General features: G+C 29.6%; 21 protein-coding genes. All 21 read right to left on the bottom strand.

All coding sequences use genetic code 11. From position 1 onward, the window contains the following. On the bottom strand, positions 1 to 795 hold a 795-nt coding region (locus tag E6248_RS04845), incomplete at its 3' end, for an acyltransferase family protein (RefSeq protein ID WP_316339683.1). Positions 796 to 913: 118 nt separating this feature from the next. After that, positions 914 to 3190: a BppU family phage baseplate upper protein gene (locus E6248_RS04850; RefSeq protein ID WP_316339684.1), complete on the bottom strand. Its 2277-nt coding sequence runs from the start codon at positions 3188 to 3190 to the stop codon at positions 914 to 916. 1 nt (position 3191) lies between these two features. After that, positions 3192 to 3419, bottom strand: a complete 228-nt coding sequence (locus E6248_RS04855; protein WP_316339685.1) for a hypothetical protein — start codon at positions 3417 to 3419, stop codon at positions 3192 to 3194. Continuing rightward, positions 3420 to 5480 carry a phage tail spike protein gene (locus E6248_RS04860; protein WP_316339686.1) on the bottom strand — a complete coding sequence of 687 codons (2061 nt, stop codon included), beginning with the start codon at positions 5478 to 5480 and terminating at the stop codon, positions 3420 to 3422. Between the two features lie 12 nt (positions 5481 to 5492). Next, the gene (locus E6248_RS04865; RefSeq protein WP_316339687.1) at positions 5493 to 6203 is read right to left on the bottom strand and encodes a phage tail domain-containing protein; all 711 of its coding nucleotides are present in this window, start codon (positions 6201 to 6203) and stop codon (positions 5493 to 5495) included. 4 nt (positions 6204 to 6207) lie between these two features. Beyond that, positions 6208 to 8439: a hypothetical protein gene (locus tag E6248_RS04870; RefSeq protein ID WP_316339688.1), complete on the bottom strand. Its 2232-nt coding sequence runs from the start codon at positions 8437 to 8439 to the stop codon at positions 6208 to 6210. Positions 8440 to 8506: 67 nt separating this feature from the next. After that, positions 8507 to 8644 carry a Com family DNA-binding transcriptional regulator gene (locus E6248_RS04875; RefSeq protein ID WP_316339689.1) on the bottom strand — a complete coding sequence of 46 codons (138 nt, stop codon included), beginning with the start codon at positions 8642 to 8644 and terminating at the stop codon, positions 8507 to 8509. A 40-nt stretch (positions 8645 to 8684) separates the two neighbouring features. Continuing rightward, entirely contained in the window at positions 8685 to 9110 is a 426-nt protein-coding gene (locus E6248_RS04880; protein WP_316339690.1) for a PH domain-containing protein, read from the bottom strand. Between the two features lie 51 nt (positions 9111 to 9161). After that, positions 9162 to 9758, bottom strand: coding sequence for a bacteriophage Gp15 family protein (locus E6248_RS04885; RefSeq protein WP_316339691.1), 597 nt, complete (start codon positions 9756 to 9758; stop codon positions 9162 to 9164). Next, entirely contained in the window at positions 9755 to 10102 is a 348-nt protein-coding gene (locus E6248_RS04890) for a DUF6673 family protein (protein WP_316339692.1), read from the bottom strand. The genes E6248_RS04885 and E6248_RS04890 overlap by 4 nt, the downstream gene beginning before the upstream one ends. Before the next feature lie 12 nt (positions 10103 to 10114). After that, a complete protein-coding gene (locus E6248_RS04895) occupies positions 10115 to 10603 on the bottom strand; it encodes a phage tail tube protein (protein WP_316339693.1) in 489 nt (162 codons plus the stop codon). Then, entirely contained in the window at positions 10604 to 11038 is a 435-nt protein-coding gene (locus tag E6248_RS04900; protein ID WP_316339694.1) for a chloramphenicol resistance protein, read from the bottom strand. Further along, entirely contained in the window at positions 11035 to 11394 is a 360-nt protein-coding gene (locus tag E6248_RS04905; RefSeq protein WP_316339695.1) for a minor capsid protein, read from the bottom strand. Before E6248_RS04905 ends, E6248_RS04900 begins: the two co-directional genes overlap by 4 nt. A gap of 2 nt (positions 11395 to 11396) precedes the next feature. Next, on the bottom strand, positions 11397 to 11807 hold the full coding sequence (locus E6248_RS04910; protein WP_316339696.1) for a DUF6751 family protein: 411 nt from the start codon (positions 11805 to 11807) through the stop codon (positions 11397 to 11399). A gap of 1 nt (position 11808) precedes the next feature. Further along, on the bottom strand, positions 11809 to 12084 hold the full coding sequence (locus tag E6248_RS04915; protein WP_316339697.1) for a hypothetical protein: 276 nt from the start codon (positions 12082 to 12084) through the stop codon (positions 11809 to 11811). Positions 12085 to 12126: 42 nt separating this feature from the next. Beyond that, complete coding sequence (locus E6248_RS04920; protein WP_316339698.1) at positions 12127 to 13155, bottom strand: major capsid protein; 1029 nt, start codon at positions 13153 to 13155, stop codon at positions 12127 to 12129. A 15-nt stretch (positions 13156 to 13170) separates the two neighbouring features. Further along, entirely contained in the window at positions 13171 to 13545 is a 375-nt protein-coding gene (locus E6248_RS04925) for a hypothetical protein (RefSeq protein WP_316339699.1), read from the bottom strand. A gap of 12 nt (positions 13546 to 13557) precedes the next feature. Further along, positions 13558 to 14193 (bottom strand): DUF4355 domain-containing protein, encoded by a 636-nt coding sequence (locus E6248_RS04930; protein WP_316339700.1) that lies wholly within the window; start codon positions 14191 to 14193, stop codon positions 13558 to 13560. Positions 14194 to 14349: 156 nt separating this feature from the next. Beyond that, positions 14350 to 15750, bottom strand: coding sequence for a P-loop NTPase fold protein (locus E6248_RS04935; RefSeq protein WP_316339701.1), 1401 nt, complete (start codon positions 15748 to 15750; stop codon positions 14350 to 14352). Between the two features lie 65 nt (positions 15751 to 15815). After that, positions 15816 to 16535, bottom strand: coding sequence for a minor capsid protein (locus tag E6248_RS04940; protein WP_316339702.1), 720 nt, complete (start codon positions 16533 to 16535; stop codon positions 15816 to 15818). Beyond that, on the bottom strand, positions 16528 to 17688 hold a 1161-nt coding region (locus E6248_RS04945), incomplete at its 5' end, for a phage portal protein (protein ID WP_316339704.1). The genes E6248_RS04945 and E6248_RS04940, both read right to left, overlap by 8 nt.

Consider the following 17688-nt stretch of genomic DNA (forward strand, 5'->3'; position numbering starts at 1 on the left):
ATATATATGTCCTAAGTATACATTCATAGTATTTTTACCAAATCTGCTTATACTTAATTTTTTATCTGGTATTAATCTTATTATGAATATACTACTTAATAACATTATTATATATATAGCTAGTCTATATATAATTCCAGTTAAAAATGTCATTTTAAATGTTTTATATGGGTAAGCTAAATATAATAACTTTACATCAATTGGTTTATATTTTGCTAGTATAACTGCTATAAGGAAACATAATCCTAATCCTACTACTGATATAGCCATTGGATAGGATTTTAATTTTCTTAAATGTTCTTCTTTTGTGTTATATCCAAGTAAAAAAAATGGTAAGAATGTTATAGTTCTAGATAAAGACAAAAAAGTACTTATCTCACTTATACCACCTACAATTAAAGCTGCAATAAAGCTTATCAAAATACCATGTTTTATTTTACTTATGTATTTTAAAGAATACCTCCAAAAGAATAGACTTAATAAATACCAAAGAGTCCATCCTGGTTGTAAAATATTAAAGTTGATATTTTTATCATATATACTTAATATTACGCTGAATACTATATACGGTATTAATAAATCTTTTATTGAATTTTTTCTTACTTTCTCTATATTTTTAGAGAAAAATCCTGATACAAATACAAATAAGGGCATATGAAAGAAGTATATAAATATATATACGCTTCTAATTACTCCACTTTCCCCTAAATATCTTCCTAATATATGCCCATATACAACAAATATAATTAAAAATAATTTTAAATTATCAAATAAATAGTTTCTCTCTTTTTTCATAATGTAACCTCAACAAAATATACCATATTTTTTCTAAATTATACCATACATACTTTTTTTATGCTATTGTTTTCCTTATTTAAGACTTATTGTCTAAATATAAGTACTTCCTCTCATCTCAATTTGTTGCATATATTCTACTTATATAAATACTTCCTAACTGCCCAGCTGTCATATTTTTAGTTGTTATGACTGGTGTTCCTCCACTAAAATCATATGTTGTAATATATCCAGTTGTAGGAGAGAAATACTTTTTACTATCCTGAGTTACTATTCCCAAATTTATAATAGATATATATGTTATATTTCCACTAATTCTTGTTAATGATATAGTAATATTTGTATATCCTGATAAAAGAACTCTTTCAATAGCATAAGTCGGGTTAGCTGATGTTGCTTTTAAGCCACAAGAAAACTCTAAGAACTTCAATGAATTTCCTTCAAGTATAGGCTCAAACCATTTTGGAATAGGTATATTATTCATATAATCACCATTAGTATTGTTGTAAATCATTAAATGAGGTGAGAGTTTACACGTGTTATCAACGAAAACTTTTACAATATTTGTTGCTGATTTTTGAATAACAACACTTGTACTGGCTAAAGCATATATTGTGTAAACCTCTTCGTTGTTATTAAGTTCTGCTAAATTTCTTACTTTTATATTACTGTTGAAATTTGCATATATTCCATAATCTTTAGTATTTAAATCAGTGTTACTTACAGTCACATTTGCGTTATAAGTACTAATTAAACCCTTGTAAATTGTATTATCTGTGTCATTAACTATTATATTATTTAATATTACATCTCCTCCATTTATAAAAACACCTCTTATTTCTGCCTTTTCTACTGGCCCACTTATATTTATTTTACAATTACATTGACCGATATATGTCCAATCATATACTCCTTTTGCTAATTGTATTTCAACATTAGAAAACAAAGGAGAAGTTACAAATAATATTGCTTCGTGTAATTGCTTAAATGGTTTAGTTTCTGTACCATCTGGGTTAGTAGATGACGAATTAATATCTACATATATTCTCATTGGGTCATTAGCTTTTACAAAACCATAAGGAATACCACTCGCAACTCTATTAACAAAATTAAATTTTGAAACTGTATTAATTACAAATTTAGTACTCACTAATTGAGACGAAAACATTAAGAAATTTCCATCTCCTAGGCTTGTAATGTCTTCTAGTTCTCCAGTTAAATAAGCATTATCCATATACGATGGCACGTTATAGTTTTCTATGTTTTTACCTTCCATATCGTAAACACTTATATAATTGTTAGCATAGCCACAAAGAAATATTTTATTGTTCCATACCTCAAAAGATTGTCTTATAAATGCTGTTATTTTTTTAGGTACGTCTAAATTTATTCTTTTTTCTATTATATAAGTTGCTGGGTCACATATTGCTATTATAAAAGGGTCTAATAATACATATACCTTATTTTTTTCTTTTTCATATGCAACTCCACTTATATTTTCAAGTGTATCTAAATTAACAGTTTTTAGAATTGATAAAGTCTCATAATCTATTTCTATTAATTCATTAACATAAGTTTTTTCTTCATTTATATATTTATTTAATGTTGCACTTATTAATATATTTCTTTTACTATCATAAGTTAGAGAATTGCAATGTCCTAAATTTAATATTTTTGTTCTTAACTTTTCACCTTTTGAAATATCCACTTCTACAAGCTCTACAATATTTGTGTTTGGAGTGATAACATCATAAATTGCATAAATAACTTTATTATCTTTGGTATAAGTTCCACCTTGCATAAAAGAGCCCTGTCCACCAATAGAATTATTAATATCTCTATAAATTCTTGAAGCTTCTAAGTCTTTATATTGTTCAAGTTTGTTTATCTTTTCTGCCAATTGCGTATTAACTTTATTAATTTCTTCTTTACTAGCAGCACCAGAATTGTTAATTAACTCCTTAGTTTCCTCGCTGATTTTTCCCATCTCAACAACTGCATCTTGCATTTTCTCCAATGATGTTATTATATCCTTACTTTCTTCAGCTCCTTTAATTACACTGGCATCAACTTCTAAAATAAAAGAAAAGGTAGTATTCTGCTTACCACCTTCTACGAGTACAACTTCTATATTTGATTCTCCTGGAACTCTTGTAAAATCTCTTGCTAACTCAGCTGTAATCTTATTATTACTCTTAGATATCTCTGTATTTTGAATAACATAAGTATTATCTGCTTTCGTAGCTTGTATTACTATAGAGCAATTAGTCAAATCTTTAGCTGCTCCATCCTCAAAAATGTTAGCTATAAGTGTTAAATCATCATTCTGTTTACATTTTTCTTGCTTATAATATTCCTTACTAGTATCTAAATTAACTCTTATTTTACTAGCCATCTTATACCTCCTTCGGTTGTAAACCTATAAAATTATTCTTTTCGTCAAATGCTACTTTGTAATTAAAAACCTCTAGATCTAACTCATATGCTACACTTACAAATCCTATATTTTCTTTTCTTAGTAAATCTATTTTCTCTTCTGTAGTTCCTCCGGGTAGGTTAGGTAACATTGAATCTCTCTCTGTATATTTAATTTCTTTTGTCTCTATATCATAAAAAATTACCATTTATAGATTTACTCCTTCCTCAATAAAATATCTATAATAGATAGTTTGTTGTCCACTACTTGCTGCGCTAGAACTTCTCCATATAGCTATATATAATTTACTGTCATCTGCCCATATTCTCCCACTTATATTTGCTACTCCCGTTTCCCAATTTAATAGTATAAAATTATTTTCGTAAGTTTCTATTATTCCACTACTGTTTGTAAGCCTAAATTGCCCTTTAAAGACAGGTGAATACCCTAAATTGTGTGATATTGAAACTAGTTTACTTTGCTCACCTGCATTTAAAACAATAGATCCATTTCCCCAACTAAGAAGTCTAAACATTTGCTTACTACCATCTATTACTACTGTTCCATTACTATTAGTTACTGTTAAACCACCATTTTTAATTGTTTGTCCATTTTTATCAATCCTTACATTAGTTGAGCCATTTCCAATAATAAAATCAAACGTAGTTGATGTTTGTTGATATTCGGTTTTAAATTCAGCACCTTTGCTAACTTTAACTTTTAATTTATTTTCCAAATCTGTGTTTGTAATTAAGTCTTTCCCACTTAAATCAATTTCAAAATTACTACCATCAAATTTAACTTTTTCTGCAAAATTAAAAGTACCATTCTCCATATTAATCCATGTCTCACCATTAAAGCTTTGCAACATTCCAGTTTTTATAAGTGCTGCATTAAGAACTCCCGTTGTTATAAAATCAGCAACAATAGCTCCATCCTGCGTAATAGCAGTTCCAAACTCCCCATAATACCCTGTACTACTAAAACCAAGTCCTCCATTGTTCCATCTCCATACTTTAGTCATAGTATTTATATCCTTAGTATCACCTATAATTATTTCATTTTCTTTAACTATTACATAAGAATTTTTAAGTCCACCCTTAATAAGTGCAGTTGCATTATCCTTAGCAATTTGAAGAATAGTTTCTGTACTATCAATAGACTCTAACTTTTCAGTTATCTGCTTAAGACTTAATGGTTTAACTTCTATATAATTACTTAGCTTAATTTCTTTAGTCTTTTGAGCTAAAACATCATATTTCTTAGTCATAGCTCTTACTTTTATATCTACATTCAGCTTTGGAATGTAAACTCTAGAATCCTCTCCAATTAATAGTCTTTCAGCAGCAATGTAGTTTTTGTATTCCTCTGTCTTTTCTAATTGCACGAAATTAATAGTATAACTAGCTTTAATTTTATCTATACCATTTTCAGAAAACTCTTTTTTTATTCTTCTATCTAATTCAGCTTGTGCCTGTTTTAAAGTATCATAACCTTCATTATTATTTTCATCTTTAACCTTAACATCATCATACTTAATTACAGCTGTATATATTCGATTATAAGCCCCTATTAAAGGACTATCTATATAGTTACCTAGTATTCCATTAAAGCCTTGTCCCCTTGCTCTAGTGACCAAATTATCGATGTTAGAACTACATTCAAATCCAGTAAGATTTTTACCCTCTCTAATACTAAATCCTCTATCAATTCCAATATGTTTCTTTATATATAATGTATATCCTCGCCTTTGGATTTCTCCACCCCAACGCTTTAAGAATGAGTTATCATTATCATGCAAGGCTTTATATAAGCTCATGCGTTGATAATAAGCTGTAGCAACTGTATCTATGTCAGAAATTATTTGTATTTCCCTTTTGCCTTCTGCTTTATCTAACATCCAACTAACAGCAGCTTGACCATTTAAATTAGTAGGTCTTACATCTTCTAACCATAAAGTTAAAGAATCAGCAATAGTTATTTGCCTAGCAACTACATCTATATATCTAGTTCCTACTGCTACTTTAGATATACGGAATATTTCATTTCCATAATCCATTAAAACCTTTAATATTGCTTCTTCCTGTAATATATCCTGGATATTATCTGTAATTAAGAATTTTAAATCTACAATATAATTTCCTGTGCTTAAATCTTCTTCAGTTTCACATTTAATGCAGTATTTATCTAAGCTTTTACCGTTACTACCTAAGACTATATTTTTAGGAGTATCAGAAGGAAAATAAGCTACTTTTATTTGTTTTTTCATTTAAATTCCCTCCTAACACTTATATTTTGTGGTATATTCAATTACAATCTTAGTTACTGATCCAGTATAAGAAATTGCATTCTCACCTTTAGTTAATAAAACAAAATCCCCCAAGGTATCATTATCCTTAGAGGTTCCGTCTTGATTTCTAACTTGTAGTAAATCACTATCAATTTCTACATAATTATTTACATTATTAATTTGCATTGTTTCACCATCTATAGTCAATTGAATATTCCCACTTCCATAAACTTTAATTAAAGTATCTCCTGGAGCATTTCCATTATAATTTATTTTAAATCCAGTAGAAGTTATTTCATGAGTTGTCTTACTTAAATCTTGTGTAAAAGGCTCACATAGAAAAGTTACATTAAACTCTCCTATGGATCTAAATTCCTTTTGTATATTTCCAAAAATAACTTTTTTTACTTTATAACATCTATCACTTCTACCAAAAATCAACCTATTATCTTCTATCTCAGTAAGCCATTCATATATTCTTTCAAAATCAATATCTATTTGTGGAGATAATATAGTAAATGTAAAAGGTATTTTCTTATCAGGATAAGTTCCTTTATTAATTATTAAATTTCCACTCCTACCTTCAACTGGTTGTTCTTCATATTCCTCATTAGCTATTGGAATTGAAGGATAGTTTTCTAAGAATAAATTTAAGTTTAAGCTTCTATCTCTATTAAAATATAATTCACCTTCTTTTAACATCTACTTATCTCCCTTCATAATATTCAGTTAATATATCTTGATATGGAGCTAATGCATAAGCTACTTCCTTACCTTCGACAATTACATGTATATGATTTTCAACTACTTGTTTTTCTGGTTCTTTACTCTCTTCTTCAACGCCATTGCCTAAACTGTTATTGTGAGCAACAACTCTAGCTGTAGTATTAGCAGTTTCATAGTCTACTGTACCTTTCATCTTAGCAACTAAATCTGACATATTTGCATCAATATCTTTTTCTAAATTTGGTGTTTCTACATCAATACCTACTCCAATACCTTTAACTAAGTTAGTACCGATAAGGTCACGCATTATACGGGATGGGGAATGTATTCCGAAGAAATCCTTAATTCCGCCTATTATATTACTTGCAAATCCACCGATTAAATCCATCAACCAACCTGCCATATTAGAAATACCAGTCCAAATACCCTTTATTAAATTAGTTCCAATGCTTGCAGCACTATCCCAACTAAATATACTCTTAAGTGCATTTAAAGCTGATATAGCAACATTTTTAGCAGCTTGCAATAAATTACTCGCCCCATTGCTGATTCCTGTTTTAAGCCATTGAATCAAGTAACTTCCTATATTCAACCCAGATTTAAATAAATCCTTTATAGTTGTTGTTACATTCTCGGCCATGAATTTAGCTATTGTCCCTATATTGCTAACCATGGACTTTATACCACTACCTATACTAGCAATAAGATTCGTACCTATCTGCCACCAATTTATTAAAGTAAAGGCATTTATAATCGCCATTATTATCTGTGGTAAATTAGCTATTAAATCAGGTATAGCACCTATCAAACCCTTTATAAGTTCCCATATAATTTGCAATCCCATTAATAATATTTGTGGTAAAGCGTTATATATAGCATTAGCAAAACTATTTATTATTCTAGGTACTTCTGCAATTAAAGTTGGTAAAGCATTTATTAACCCTTGGACTAAAGCTAAGATTATATCTATAGCAACATCTAATATTAAAGGTAAATTCTCTATGATCATATCACACATTGAAATTACTAAATTAACCAAAGTCGGTATTAATGTAGGTAAAGCAGCTGCTATACCCTGACCCAAAGTAATTAAAGCTTGTAACCCAACCTCTAAAAGCATTGGCAATATTTCAACTATCCCCTCAACTAAAGCATTTAATATTTCTAAAGCACTAGCCATTATAGTCGGTAAGCTTGTTTTTATGCCATCTGTAAGAGACTTAATCATACTTACGCCTGAAGTTATAAGTTGTGGTAATGATGAGATAATTCCATTAATTAGAGAATGGACAACTTGTCCACCGGTTTCAATGAGCCCCGGCAATAAATCCATTCCTAAAGTTGCAAATTCTTCAACCAATATAGGTAACACTTCACCTATACCCTCTAAAGCCGTCTTTATTCTAGGTAATATATTCCCTGCAAAAGTTCCCACTGTATCTACCAAGTCATTTATTAAGTCATCAAAATTTGCAGAATCTTTAGAGAATCCAGTTAGCATATTAGACCAAGCAGCTTTCATAGCATTTGCACTACCTGAAATAGTTTCCTCAGCTTCTAAGGATGTTGTTCCAGTTATGCCAATTTCAGTTTGAATAACATGAATACCTTCAATTATATCTGCGAAATTATTGATATCGTACTTTATTCCTGTTAACTTTTCTGCATCTACAAGAAGTCTTTGCATCTCTGTTTTAGTACCGCCATAACCCAACTTTAGGTTATCAAGCATTGTGAAATTAGCCTTAGCGAATCCTTGATATGCGTTCTGAATCATCTCCATAGATGTTCCCATCTTATTAGCATTATCCGACATATCTACAACTGCTTGGTTTCCTATTTGAGCAGCTTTTTTTGTATCTCCACCTAACCCTTGCAATAAAGATGCTGAGAAACTTGTTACAGTAGACATATATTCATTCGCGGACAACCCAGCGCTTTTAAAGGCATTCGCTGCATATCTTTGCACTATCATTGAGCTATCTTTAAAAAGAGTTTCAACCCCTCCGACTAATTGCTCATATTCTGCATATTGTTTTATTGATAATGCAGTTAAACCAGTTACAGCAGCGCTAGTAGCAGCAATTAACCCAGTTATTGCAACTGCTCCTGTTTTTGCTAAACTACCTAGCTTTCCACTTAGACTTTTAATGCCACCTTCAGCACCCTTACTGTCAATTTGGGTGTCAATTATAATTCGCCCATCAGCCATATTATCACCTACTTTCTTTATAAAAATAAAAAAAGCAGGCATTGGCTCACTACTCTAAGGTGTGGCTCTAAGCTCTGTCTTTTTGTTCAATCACTAATTTATTTATTTTTTTACAACGAGGGCATTTAATTTCCCCTTTTACAATATCAACCTTCAATAATAGCTGATTGCAATTACTACATCTTACTTCCTTTATATTAATCACCTCTTACATAAAAGAAAAAAGCACTATATAATTAGTGCTTTTAAATTATTTTACTTACTATTATTTTATTTATTGCCTTTGTAGAATCAATTGGAACTTTCAAGGTTATAGACTCTTCTTGGCTACCACCTAAGTATAATTTAATATCAGTATCAATATCAGCTACTCCAGCTTTTTCTATTGTAAATCTTTTTATATTCTTATAAGGTATAGAATGATACTCTTGCTTAGTCACCTTTCTTAACCTATCATCATGGAAAAGAATTCTTTTATCCAAAAATACATATGAACCTTTAATATTGCTTGTATAGTATAAAATATTTTCTTCTTCAAGGAGATAGTCAGCATACTTTTTATACATCTCAGCTATCTGTCTCTTTTCTTTTTCTTCCTTCTGAACTTGCTTTTGTTCGGCCATCCTATCGCTACTATCAATAGCTCCCTTAATCAAATCTCCAAATCCCATATTTATACCTCCTTTTATTACACCAATATTATAGTATAAATATGGATATAGTTACAATAGTTTACTCAAATCTTCACCATTTAATAAAGCTTCTTCTATTTCTTTTAATTTTCTATCTTCATCTTTAGATATAGGAATTTCATATAAATCTTTCATTCTCTTATAATAAGCTTTCTGCTCTTTATCTTTAATTTTAGATAAATCCATACTTCTATAACCCATTATTTTAACTATTTCATTATCCTCTTTAAGGCTCTTAAACATAGCTTTAAACTTCCACCAATGCAAATATTCTATATCTTGAAGATCTATACCATATTGATCCATAAATGCAGCATAGATATAATCATCATCATAATCAAACGAATAAATTTGAGTGACGCCCTTACCTTTACCATTTACTTTAGATTTTCTTACATCTTTACCGCACCTATAAAACCACAACATTTTCTCTATAGCTTCATTAAGATTTTTAGGAATAACAGGATAATAAAGTTTTAATGCCATAAGGATTTTATCTTTATCTTCCATAGAATTTTCTTGCATTAATAATTCAAATAAAATAGAAATACGAAAATCACTATTGATATCGTACCCCTTTTTGTCAATGTTAACACTAGTTGGAACTAAATCTATTAAGATGTTCATTTCTTTTTAGCACGTCTTTGCGCACGATTCGGAGAATATTTATTTGAGAGTTTTCCAATTTCCTTCTTCTGCTCATTAGTTTGTTCTATAAGTTCTGCAAAAGCATTTAGGCATATCTTAAGATTAACTTTTTCACCAAATACTTTTTTATCAGTACCTTCGCCAAAGAGTTCATTAAAGATATCGAAAATTAAATTACATTGATATCTAATCCCTTCTGATAAACCCAACCCCTCTACTTTAGTCGTTAATTTTTCAATTTTATCTAATTGCTTTTCATACTTTTCAGCAACATCAGCATCATATATATCTAAATCTTCTAATTCAACACCATTAATTTTCACTAGTTATTCCCCCTAAACTTCTACTTTAGGTGTAAAACCAGCAGTAAATGTTTTTTCTTCTATTTTAAAAGTCCCTTCTACTGGATCACTTTGCCCTAAGAAACTACCACTTATACCAAGTTCTCCATCATTATCATCAAAGCTATCTACAGCAATTGCAATTTTAAACTGCCTAGCTCTATATGATCCTTCTGTTGCAGCAGGCTTATCTAAATCAACTATAATATATTCAACTTCTGTTTCAGCACCAGTCTTCTGCATTTCGCCAATATCTCTTATAAACTCAATAGCCTTATCAGAAGCTATTTGGTCCGTATTAAAACTAGAGCTCCACTCATATCCAGTAACACTTTGAGTTGAACTAGATTGATTAATATACCTCTTAGATGTTGTTTGAGCACTTGGACTTTCATTCAACTCTGTAAATCCTGTTCCTAGTAATTCAAAAGCTTCCTTAACCTTCATATAGTTAGCTTGTACTTTTCTCTTTCTAATAGTCATTTAATTCATTCCTTTCTTAAAATATTTTAATCTTAATTGTATCTGGAATTGCGCAGTATCTTCTGTTACTGCAAAAGCATACCCAGTACTTGTAACCTTAATTTCTAAAGGCTCTAAATTTCCTTCTAATTTAGGTAATATTTCATTATTATTTTGACTTTCTATCCAATCTGCAAATTTCTCATAAAATCCTGAGTTATCTATATTCTGCAACACATCTATTCCATAAGGCTCCCTAGAAGTAAATATAAAAGCATATTGCCTTATACTATCTCCATTAACATACTTTTTCAGTATAGGCTCTATTGGTACTTCCTCTATAGAATAAGTCTCCGCCTCAGGCTCTAGATAATTCACATTAACTCTTATAGCATTATTAAAGGTATCTAAATGAGGACAGTTCCTTATATAATCTCTTAATGCTTTAATTATCATTTACTTCTACCTCCTACAAACTGAGCTATAGATTTAACTACGTCATTACCTCTATCACTCCACATTCTTTTATCCCAAAACTTACCTCTAAGTCCTCCTAAAGATGTTCCCTGCTTCCCTAATCCTTTATTTGTATAATAAGCTTTTTTAGCATAAGGAGCATTATAAACAACCTTGCTTACTTTTATTTCAACCATCATATCTTTAAGCCTACCCGTTTTTAAAGGAGCATAATTATTCATCCACTTTGCACATTCCTTTGTAAACTTTTCTTGTGCTTGGCCATCTTTGTTTAGGTTTCTCTTTAAAAGAATTCTACCTGTATCATCCATTTTAATTGTTACTTTAGTAGCCATAATTAAACACCTTCAATCTCAAAATGACCAGATAAAGGATTTACAGATTTTATATCTACAACATCATCAAACTCATTTTCTAAATCAGCTATTCGATAAGTTCTAACTCCTGTAATTTCAAAGTCAACCTCACCCTTAACAATTTTATCTCCTATGGCAAATGTAAAATACTTAATTCTATCTTCATCTGATAACTTAGCAAATCTCTTAGGACTTACATAATTATCTAGCTTATCTACAAAAATAAGTATACTGTCAGCTAGTAATAACCCTTTATCACTTACAGTACCGTTCCTTTTTCCTTGCCAATTAACACCTTTAATAACTGTTCTTTGATATTTATCAACACCACTATCAACATCCACATATCTGTTATATATAGTTATATCTGAATTTTTAAATAACACTGCCATATTAAAACATCCTCACATAAGGAGTAGGTAGCAACGATATAACATCAGAAGTCATTGACCAAGCTTCCACATTACTATCAAAACTAATACTTTGATTACCTTCACTCATGGATTTCACACCAACTAACTTAGTCGAATTTATCCTATTTGCATTTTCTATTAACTGATCTATAGCCAAAGCATAATTCTTTTTTATATATTGATCACTCACATTTCTGTTTAAGTAATTTTTAATGACTAAAATTGCTTTAGCTTCATTCTTTTCTTCCAAAGTCAAAATCATCCCTCCTATATAAAAATAAGGAGGAAATTAATCCCCCTATAAAGTTATAGTCCCTATTCCTAATTCATCTCCATGAGGTAAAGTCGGTAATGCAGTAGCTACAGCCTTAGTGAATTCACCAACTGGGTCTATAGATGTATAAGTTCCAACAAAAATTTTATTATCTAATATTTCAGCAGATTCCATCTTACCATCACCAATTAATTTTACTTCTTCAGCAGTTAATCCATAAATAGTTTCACCTAGAGTTTCGTCACCAAACATAGCAATTACATTTTCAGGGAAGTATCTAGCTGTAGTATAACCTTTCGCACCTTCCTTTTTATACTTTCCTTCATAAACTACTATTTGAGGTAAATCTAATTGAGCTAAAAGCTCATTTAAAGCAGCTAAAGTAACAATCTTATCTGAATTAACCCCATAAATAGCTTTTCTCACACTAGTACAATTGCAAATAGTCTTAACTATTTTTCTAGAAGTTAAAGCTCTTGTTGGTCTTGAACCACTTGCAGATTCAACGGCATCAGCTAACGTTGCTAAATCATCTAATGGAGTATCAGTTAAAGGTGTCTTCCAAGTAAATTTCTTTTGGTTACCTGCAGGAACTTTATAATCAATAGTAACTTTTACTTTATTTTCATTAATAGCAATCTTCCCTGTAGATAATAGCTCCATTCTCATAGCTTCAACTCTAACCTTTACCGCATCTGTCATTTTCTCAGCATCGTTATAAAGTTGAGATAATACGAAAGCTAATTCTGAATCCGTTCTTGGATTATTTATCTTTATAATCTCTTTTTCTGCTATTTTAATTTTTCTCTTTATAAGAGCTAAGCTTGCAACACCTTTTTCAATTGCTTCTCTTGAAGCTAATTGCGTTTCTGTATCAAAGGCATGTACCTCAGCAGTAACAGGAAGTCCTCCTGAACCTAATATCATATCAAACTCTATATCTTGTATTTTTCTTTCTGGGAAAAGTGATTCCCCTAACATAGGAGAAACTGCTCTTTCTTTAAAATAATTAACTAATTCATTGGTATTAAAAACTTCTTCTAATCTTGGCATATTACTTTCACCTTCCTATCTAAATGTTACTTTTGGTAATGCAGCTTTTATAGCTTCAATAGCCTTATCTGCAAATCCATCAAGCACTCTATCTGTTCTTAAATATCCTTCCACAACTAAAGAGCATGGCATATCCCCATTAGTTACATCAACTGTTCTGTATAAAATCCCTACTGGTGTAGTTGTTAAAGTTTCTGAACCAGAATCACCAGTTTGTTTAACTACATTGCCATCTGCATCAATTAAAGTTCCTGCTTTAACATACTTTTTACCATTCTCATCAGCTACAGTGACATTAGCAGCTAACACTGTTCCCGAAAATCTAACTAAGTTCTTTTCAGTAACCAAAATTTCCATATCATTTTCATAACTTGTCTTTTTAAAATACATATAATTTCCTCCTTATTTATCACCCCAAGGATTACTTGGAGCACTTGATTTAGAATTGTTTTGAGCTGCAATAGAAGCTCCAATACTTACTGGATTTCCATCTGCTCCTTTACCTGGTACATAACTAGACTGTTTCATTTTTTCTGTAGCTATCGCTTCAAGTCCTTTTGACCAATCATCAGCTATTGAATCTATAACTTCCTTAGTCTTATCAAAGTCTTCACCTAAACATTTCTCAACTACACTAGCAGGTAGTTTCTTATCTGATGCGTATTTCATAGCTTGAGTTAATAAATCTTTTCTTGCGTTAGCTTGTCTTTCTCTTTCTAGTTCTTTTTTAAGTTCTAATAGTTCTTTTTGGGTTGGATCTGTAACTAACTCCGGATACTTTTCCTTAATAAAAGGTTCAAGCTCCTTTTCTAAGTTATTATCCTTCCAAGTTTTTAAAGCCTTACTATGATATTTGTCATTTTCACTATCAATAAAAGCTTTAAAATCTTTATCATTTTTCATTTTTTCCTTAAAGGCCTCTAAGGTAAGTCCACTAGCTTGTAGTGACTTAGCTAAATCACTATTCTCTAGTAATGAATCTATATTTTCATCATCACCAGCATTTTCAATTAATTTTAATAATTCTTTCTTTAACATATATCCTCCTTATCCCACAAACCTCTATGAGACTAGTGACACATTTTTTTAACTTAGCAATGTATTTATACCCCTTGTACACTGAAAGCACACAAGACGATTTTAGAGCAAAATAAAAAGCCTTAGTTTCCTAAGACTTTTTATTAAAAACATTTATTAATTTATTTCAAAACTATCAATAAATTCTAGCTTATTGATTATATTCGAATTCTTTCGTTCAAATAAAAATTTTAAATTAAATTTATTGTCATACCCAAATGTTCCATCTTCCTTTTTATGCCCCACAGCAAATTCATTTTCATAAGATTCATACACATATTCCTCTTTATGAAATCTAATGTTTAATTGTAAATACAATTTTAATATAGGTTCTATTACTTCTTGAAGCGGCTTTTGATGCCATCCACCGATAAGGTTGTCTTTATAATGATCTAAATTGGGAATATTAAATTGACCAATAATATCATCAACTTGATATTCATTATCTATTATTTTTTTATATAGGATAGGTCTTTTAATTTTTATGGTAATTAAAGTAGCATATAGATAACTTATTGTAGCTATATATACTGATTTATAATTACCTTTTTCATTAAATTCTTTAATTAATGGAATCAAAATATTTATATAATAAAACGCCTTATCTACATCTCTTAAAGAGAAATTCTCATTAATAAACATTTCCTCAATAAACATTTCAAATAACTCTATATTACATTTTTCTTTAAGTATTAGATTACTTTTATTTCTAATATAAGTTTTCAAATTAAGCTGTGGTAACTTATAATCTAAATCTATAAATCTTCTTAAATATCCAATTGTATCAGAATTTTGACCATATATCGTTGAAACAGAATGTGATAATTGTTGCTTATCAATTGATAGAACAAATATAAAGTTCTCTATATTAAATAAATGTTTTACAACTTCCAACAGTTCAATGGCAAATGTAGGCCTACATCTGTCCAATTCATCAATGAAGAAAATAATTTTTTTATTAACATCACTCTGATATTTAGTCATTTCTTCTTTAAACCTTACTCTAATAGTTTTATCTGCTGAAATTTCTTTTACGCTTAATTCTCCTAATTTTTCAGATAACTTAATTAATTCTTCTTCATTAAAATCTCCTAATGTTACTCCATCTAAATTTAATATGCCAGCAGTAGCTAATTTAATAGCTGATGAAACAATCATCTTACCAAATGGCTTTGCCTTAATTTTCATTTTATCAATTTCTTTATTAAATTTAGTATCTTTGTCATGTATTTGTTTTTCCATTTCAGAAAATATAGCTAATAGAGGATCTTTAATATAATCATTCTCCCAAGCATTAAAATATAATGTTTCAAATTTCGAGTTATATTTTTCTTCTGAGTCTAACATATCCTTCCACATTGTTACAAATGTCGTTTTTCCAGTTCCCCATTCAGAATCTAAAGAAATTACAATTGAATCATTTTGTGAATCGATTATTTTAGTTAGATTTTCCGCTATAATTTGTCTGTTATAGGTATCATCTCTAAATGAACGTAACTTTTGCTCCGTTGCTCTCATAAACTATTCCTCCCCAGTTATAATATTATATGGTATAAATCAATTACCATATTAATATTATAGCATTACTTAACTATTGTATTAAATCCTCTACATAATGGATGAACAACACCAGGAGCATCATCTAAATCAAATATTTTTTCGTGTAATTCTCTACACTCATCGCAAATCCTACTATCTAGAGTTTCATTTCTTTTTACCTTTTTAACTCCAGTTTCTTTGCAAAATCTCTTAAAGGCTTTATCTTCACACCTTGAAACTTCTGTTTCAACTAATCTTTTACTGTTATAAGCACTTGTATTGAAAGTTTTTTCAATATCTTTTCTAATTTGATTTACATTTACTTTTCCCTTAAGGAAATCTTGTACTTTTTTATGCAAGTGATTAGCAACTTCTTTCTCATTATCCCAAACTCTATCGGAAAAATGTTTACCCTTGAAATTACTATCTATTATATTCCTCACATCTTTTAGTCCTTTATTGTAGCTATAAAAACTATATGTTTCTTTAACTACAGAAGATAATAGTTCCTCAATTATCTTCTCTTGAGAAGCAGCTTCACCTTTAGATATATCAATTATCAATTTAGACATTTTCTCATATTCTTTATCTATTGTCTTTTTCTCCATAACCATAACATCATTTGCAATAGTGTATGTTAATAAAATATTAGCTACTTCTTGCAATAACACATCTCTATTAAGTCTTTTATGTTTATATATTTTTTTTAACTGTTTCCCTGCAAATTTATAAAGACTTTCTATAAACAACTCTTCCTTAGTCATTTTCATCACCTAATTCTTTATCTAAATCAACTTGTGGCATTTCCTCTGCCTGCTCCTCTTTAACTTTTTCAGCTTCAGCAACCTTGTTATTTATGAAACTGAATAACCCTCTTGCCGTATCATTAGAAATAATTCTTTCTGGAACTTGAGCTAACATTTGAGCAGTTGATAAATCATCCGAAGGTATATTAGGAGTATAAAGAGCTTTTACATCTTTATAGTCATAAATTTTATTTTTCTTTATATTTAAATAGATAAATAAAAATCTCAATCTATTTTTAACTATATTTTTATGAGCCTTAATCTGCAAGCTGCATTTATTTTCAAGAACTATCAATCTTGACCTTAACGCTATTCCCGACAGATTACTTTGCATTTTCTCATTATGATTAATATGACAAGCTAATTGATACATAGTATCTTCGTATCTGTCTAAAGTATTTTGAATAAAAGTATCGTTAATATTTTTAATAAGCCATTGAGCATCAGCTTTATCTCCAGGTAGCTGTAAAACTCCTAACTTTTTCATTTCAGGAATATCTTCTTTATTAACTTGAGCATTTTTAAATAACAAATAAGCATTTCTAAAATCACTTATTTCATTACCAATATCAGACAAGTTTGTTTCAAATGCATCTTGAAGTCCTTTCAAGTCTTTGTATAAACTATCATCATAACCTTCTTCTGTTAGTTCCCCTATAGAAACTGGTACTTCTCCAAATATATTATTAGTAGGAGTTGATATTTGATTAAACTTACCATCAAAATGATATATTTTATCAGCTGTATAAACATCTATATAAGTAGTTGTTGTATCAAAATCATTTTTGAAAGAATGAATAAAAAAAAGAACCTTCTTTGAAGATTCATCATAATAAGCATATCCTTCTGTAGGTTTTATAATTTTACTGCAAAAATCAGCATTATCATCTATATAATATAATTCATATACTTTTGTAAAAACAATTAAATATTTCATCAAATCAGTATCATGCAACTCATTCCAATGAGCTGTGTAATACTCTATATCACTAACTACATTCTTATTATCAGTCCTGGACTCATAAGTTATATCATTTCCTAATGTATAAGCAACTTCTTCCTTGATAAATTTTTTTATATAATTTAAATTTATTTTAAGATTAGATCTTTC

The organism is Clostridium sp., from assembly GCF_032552055.1.
In the GTDB taxonomy this organism is placed as follows: domain Bacteria; phylum Bacillota; class Clostridia; order Clostridiales; family Clostridiaceae; genus Clostridium.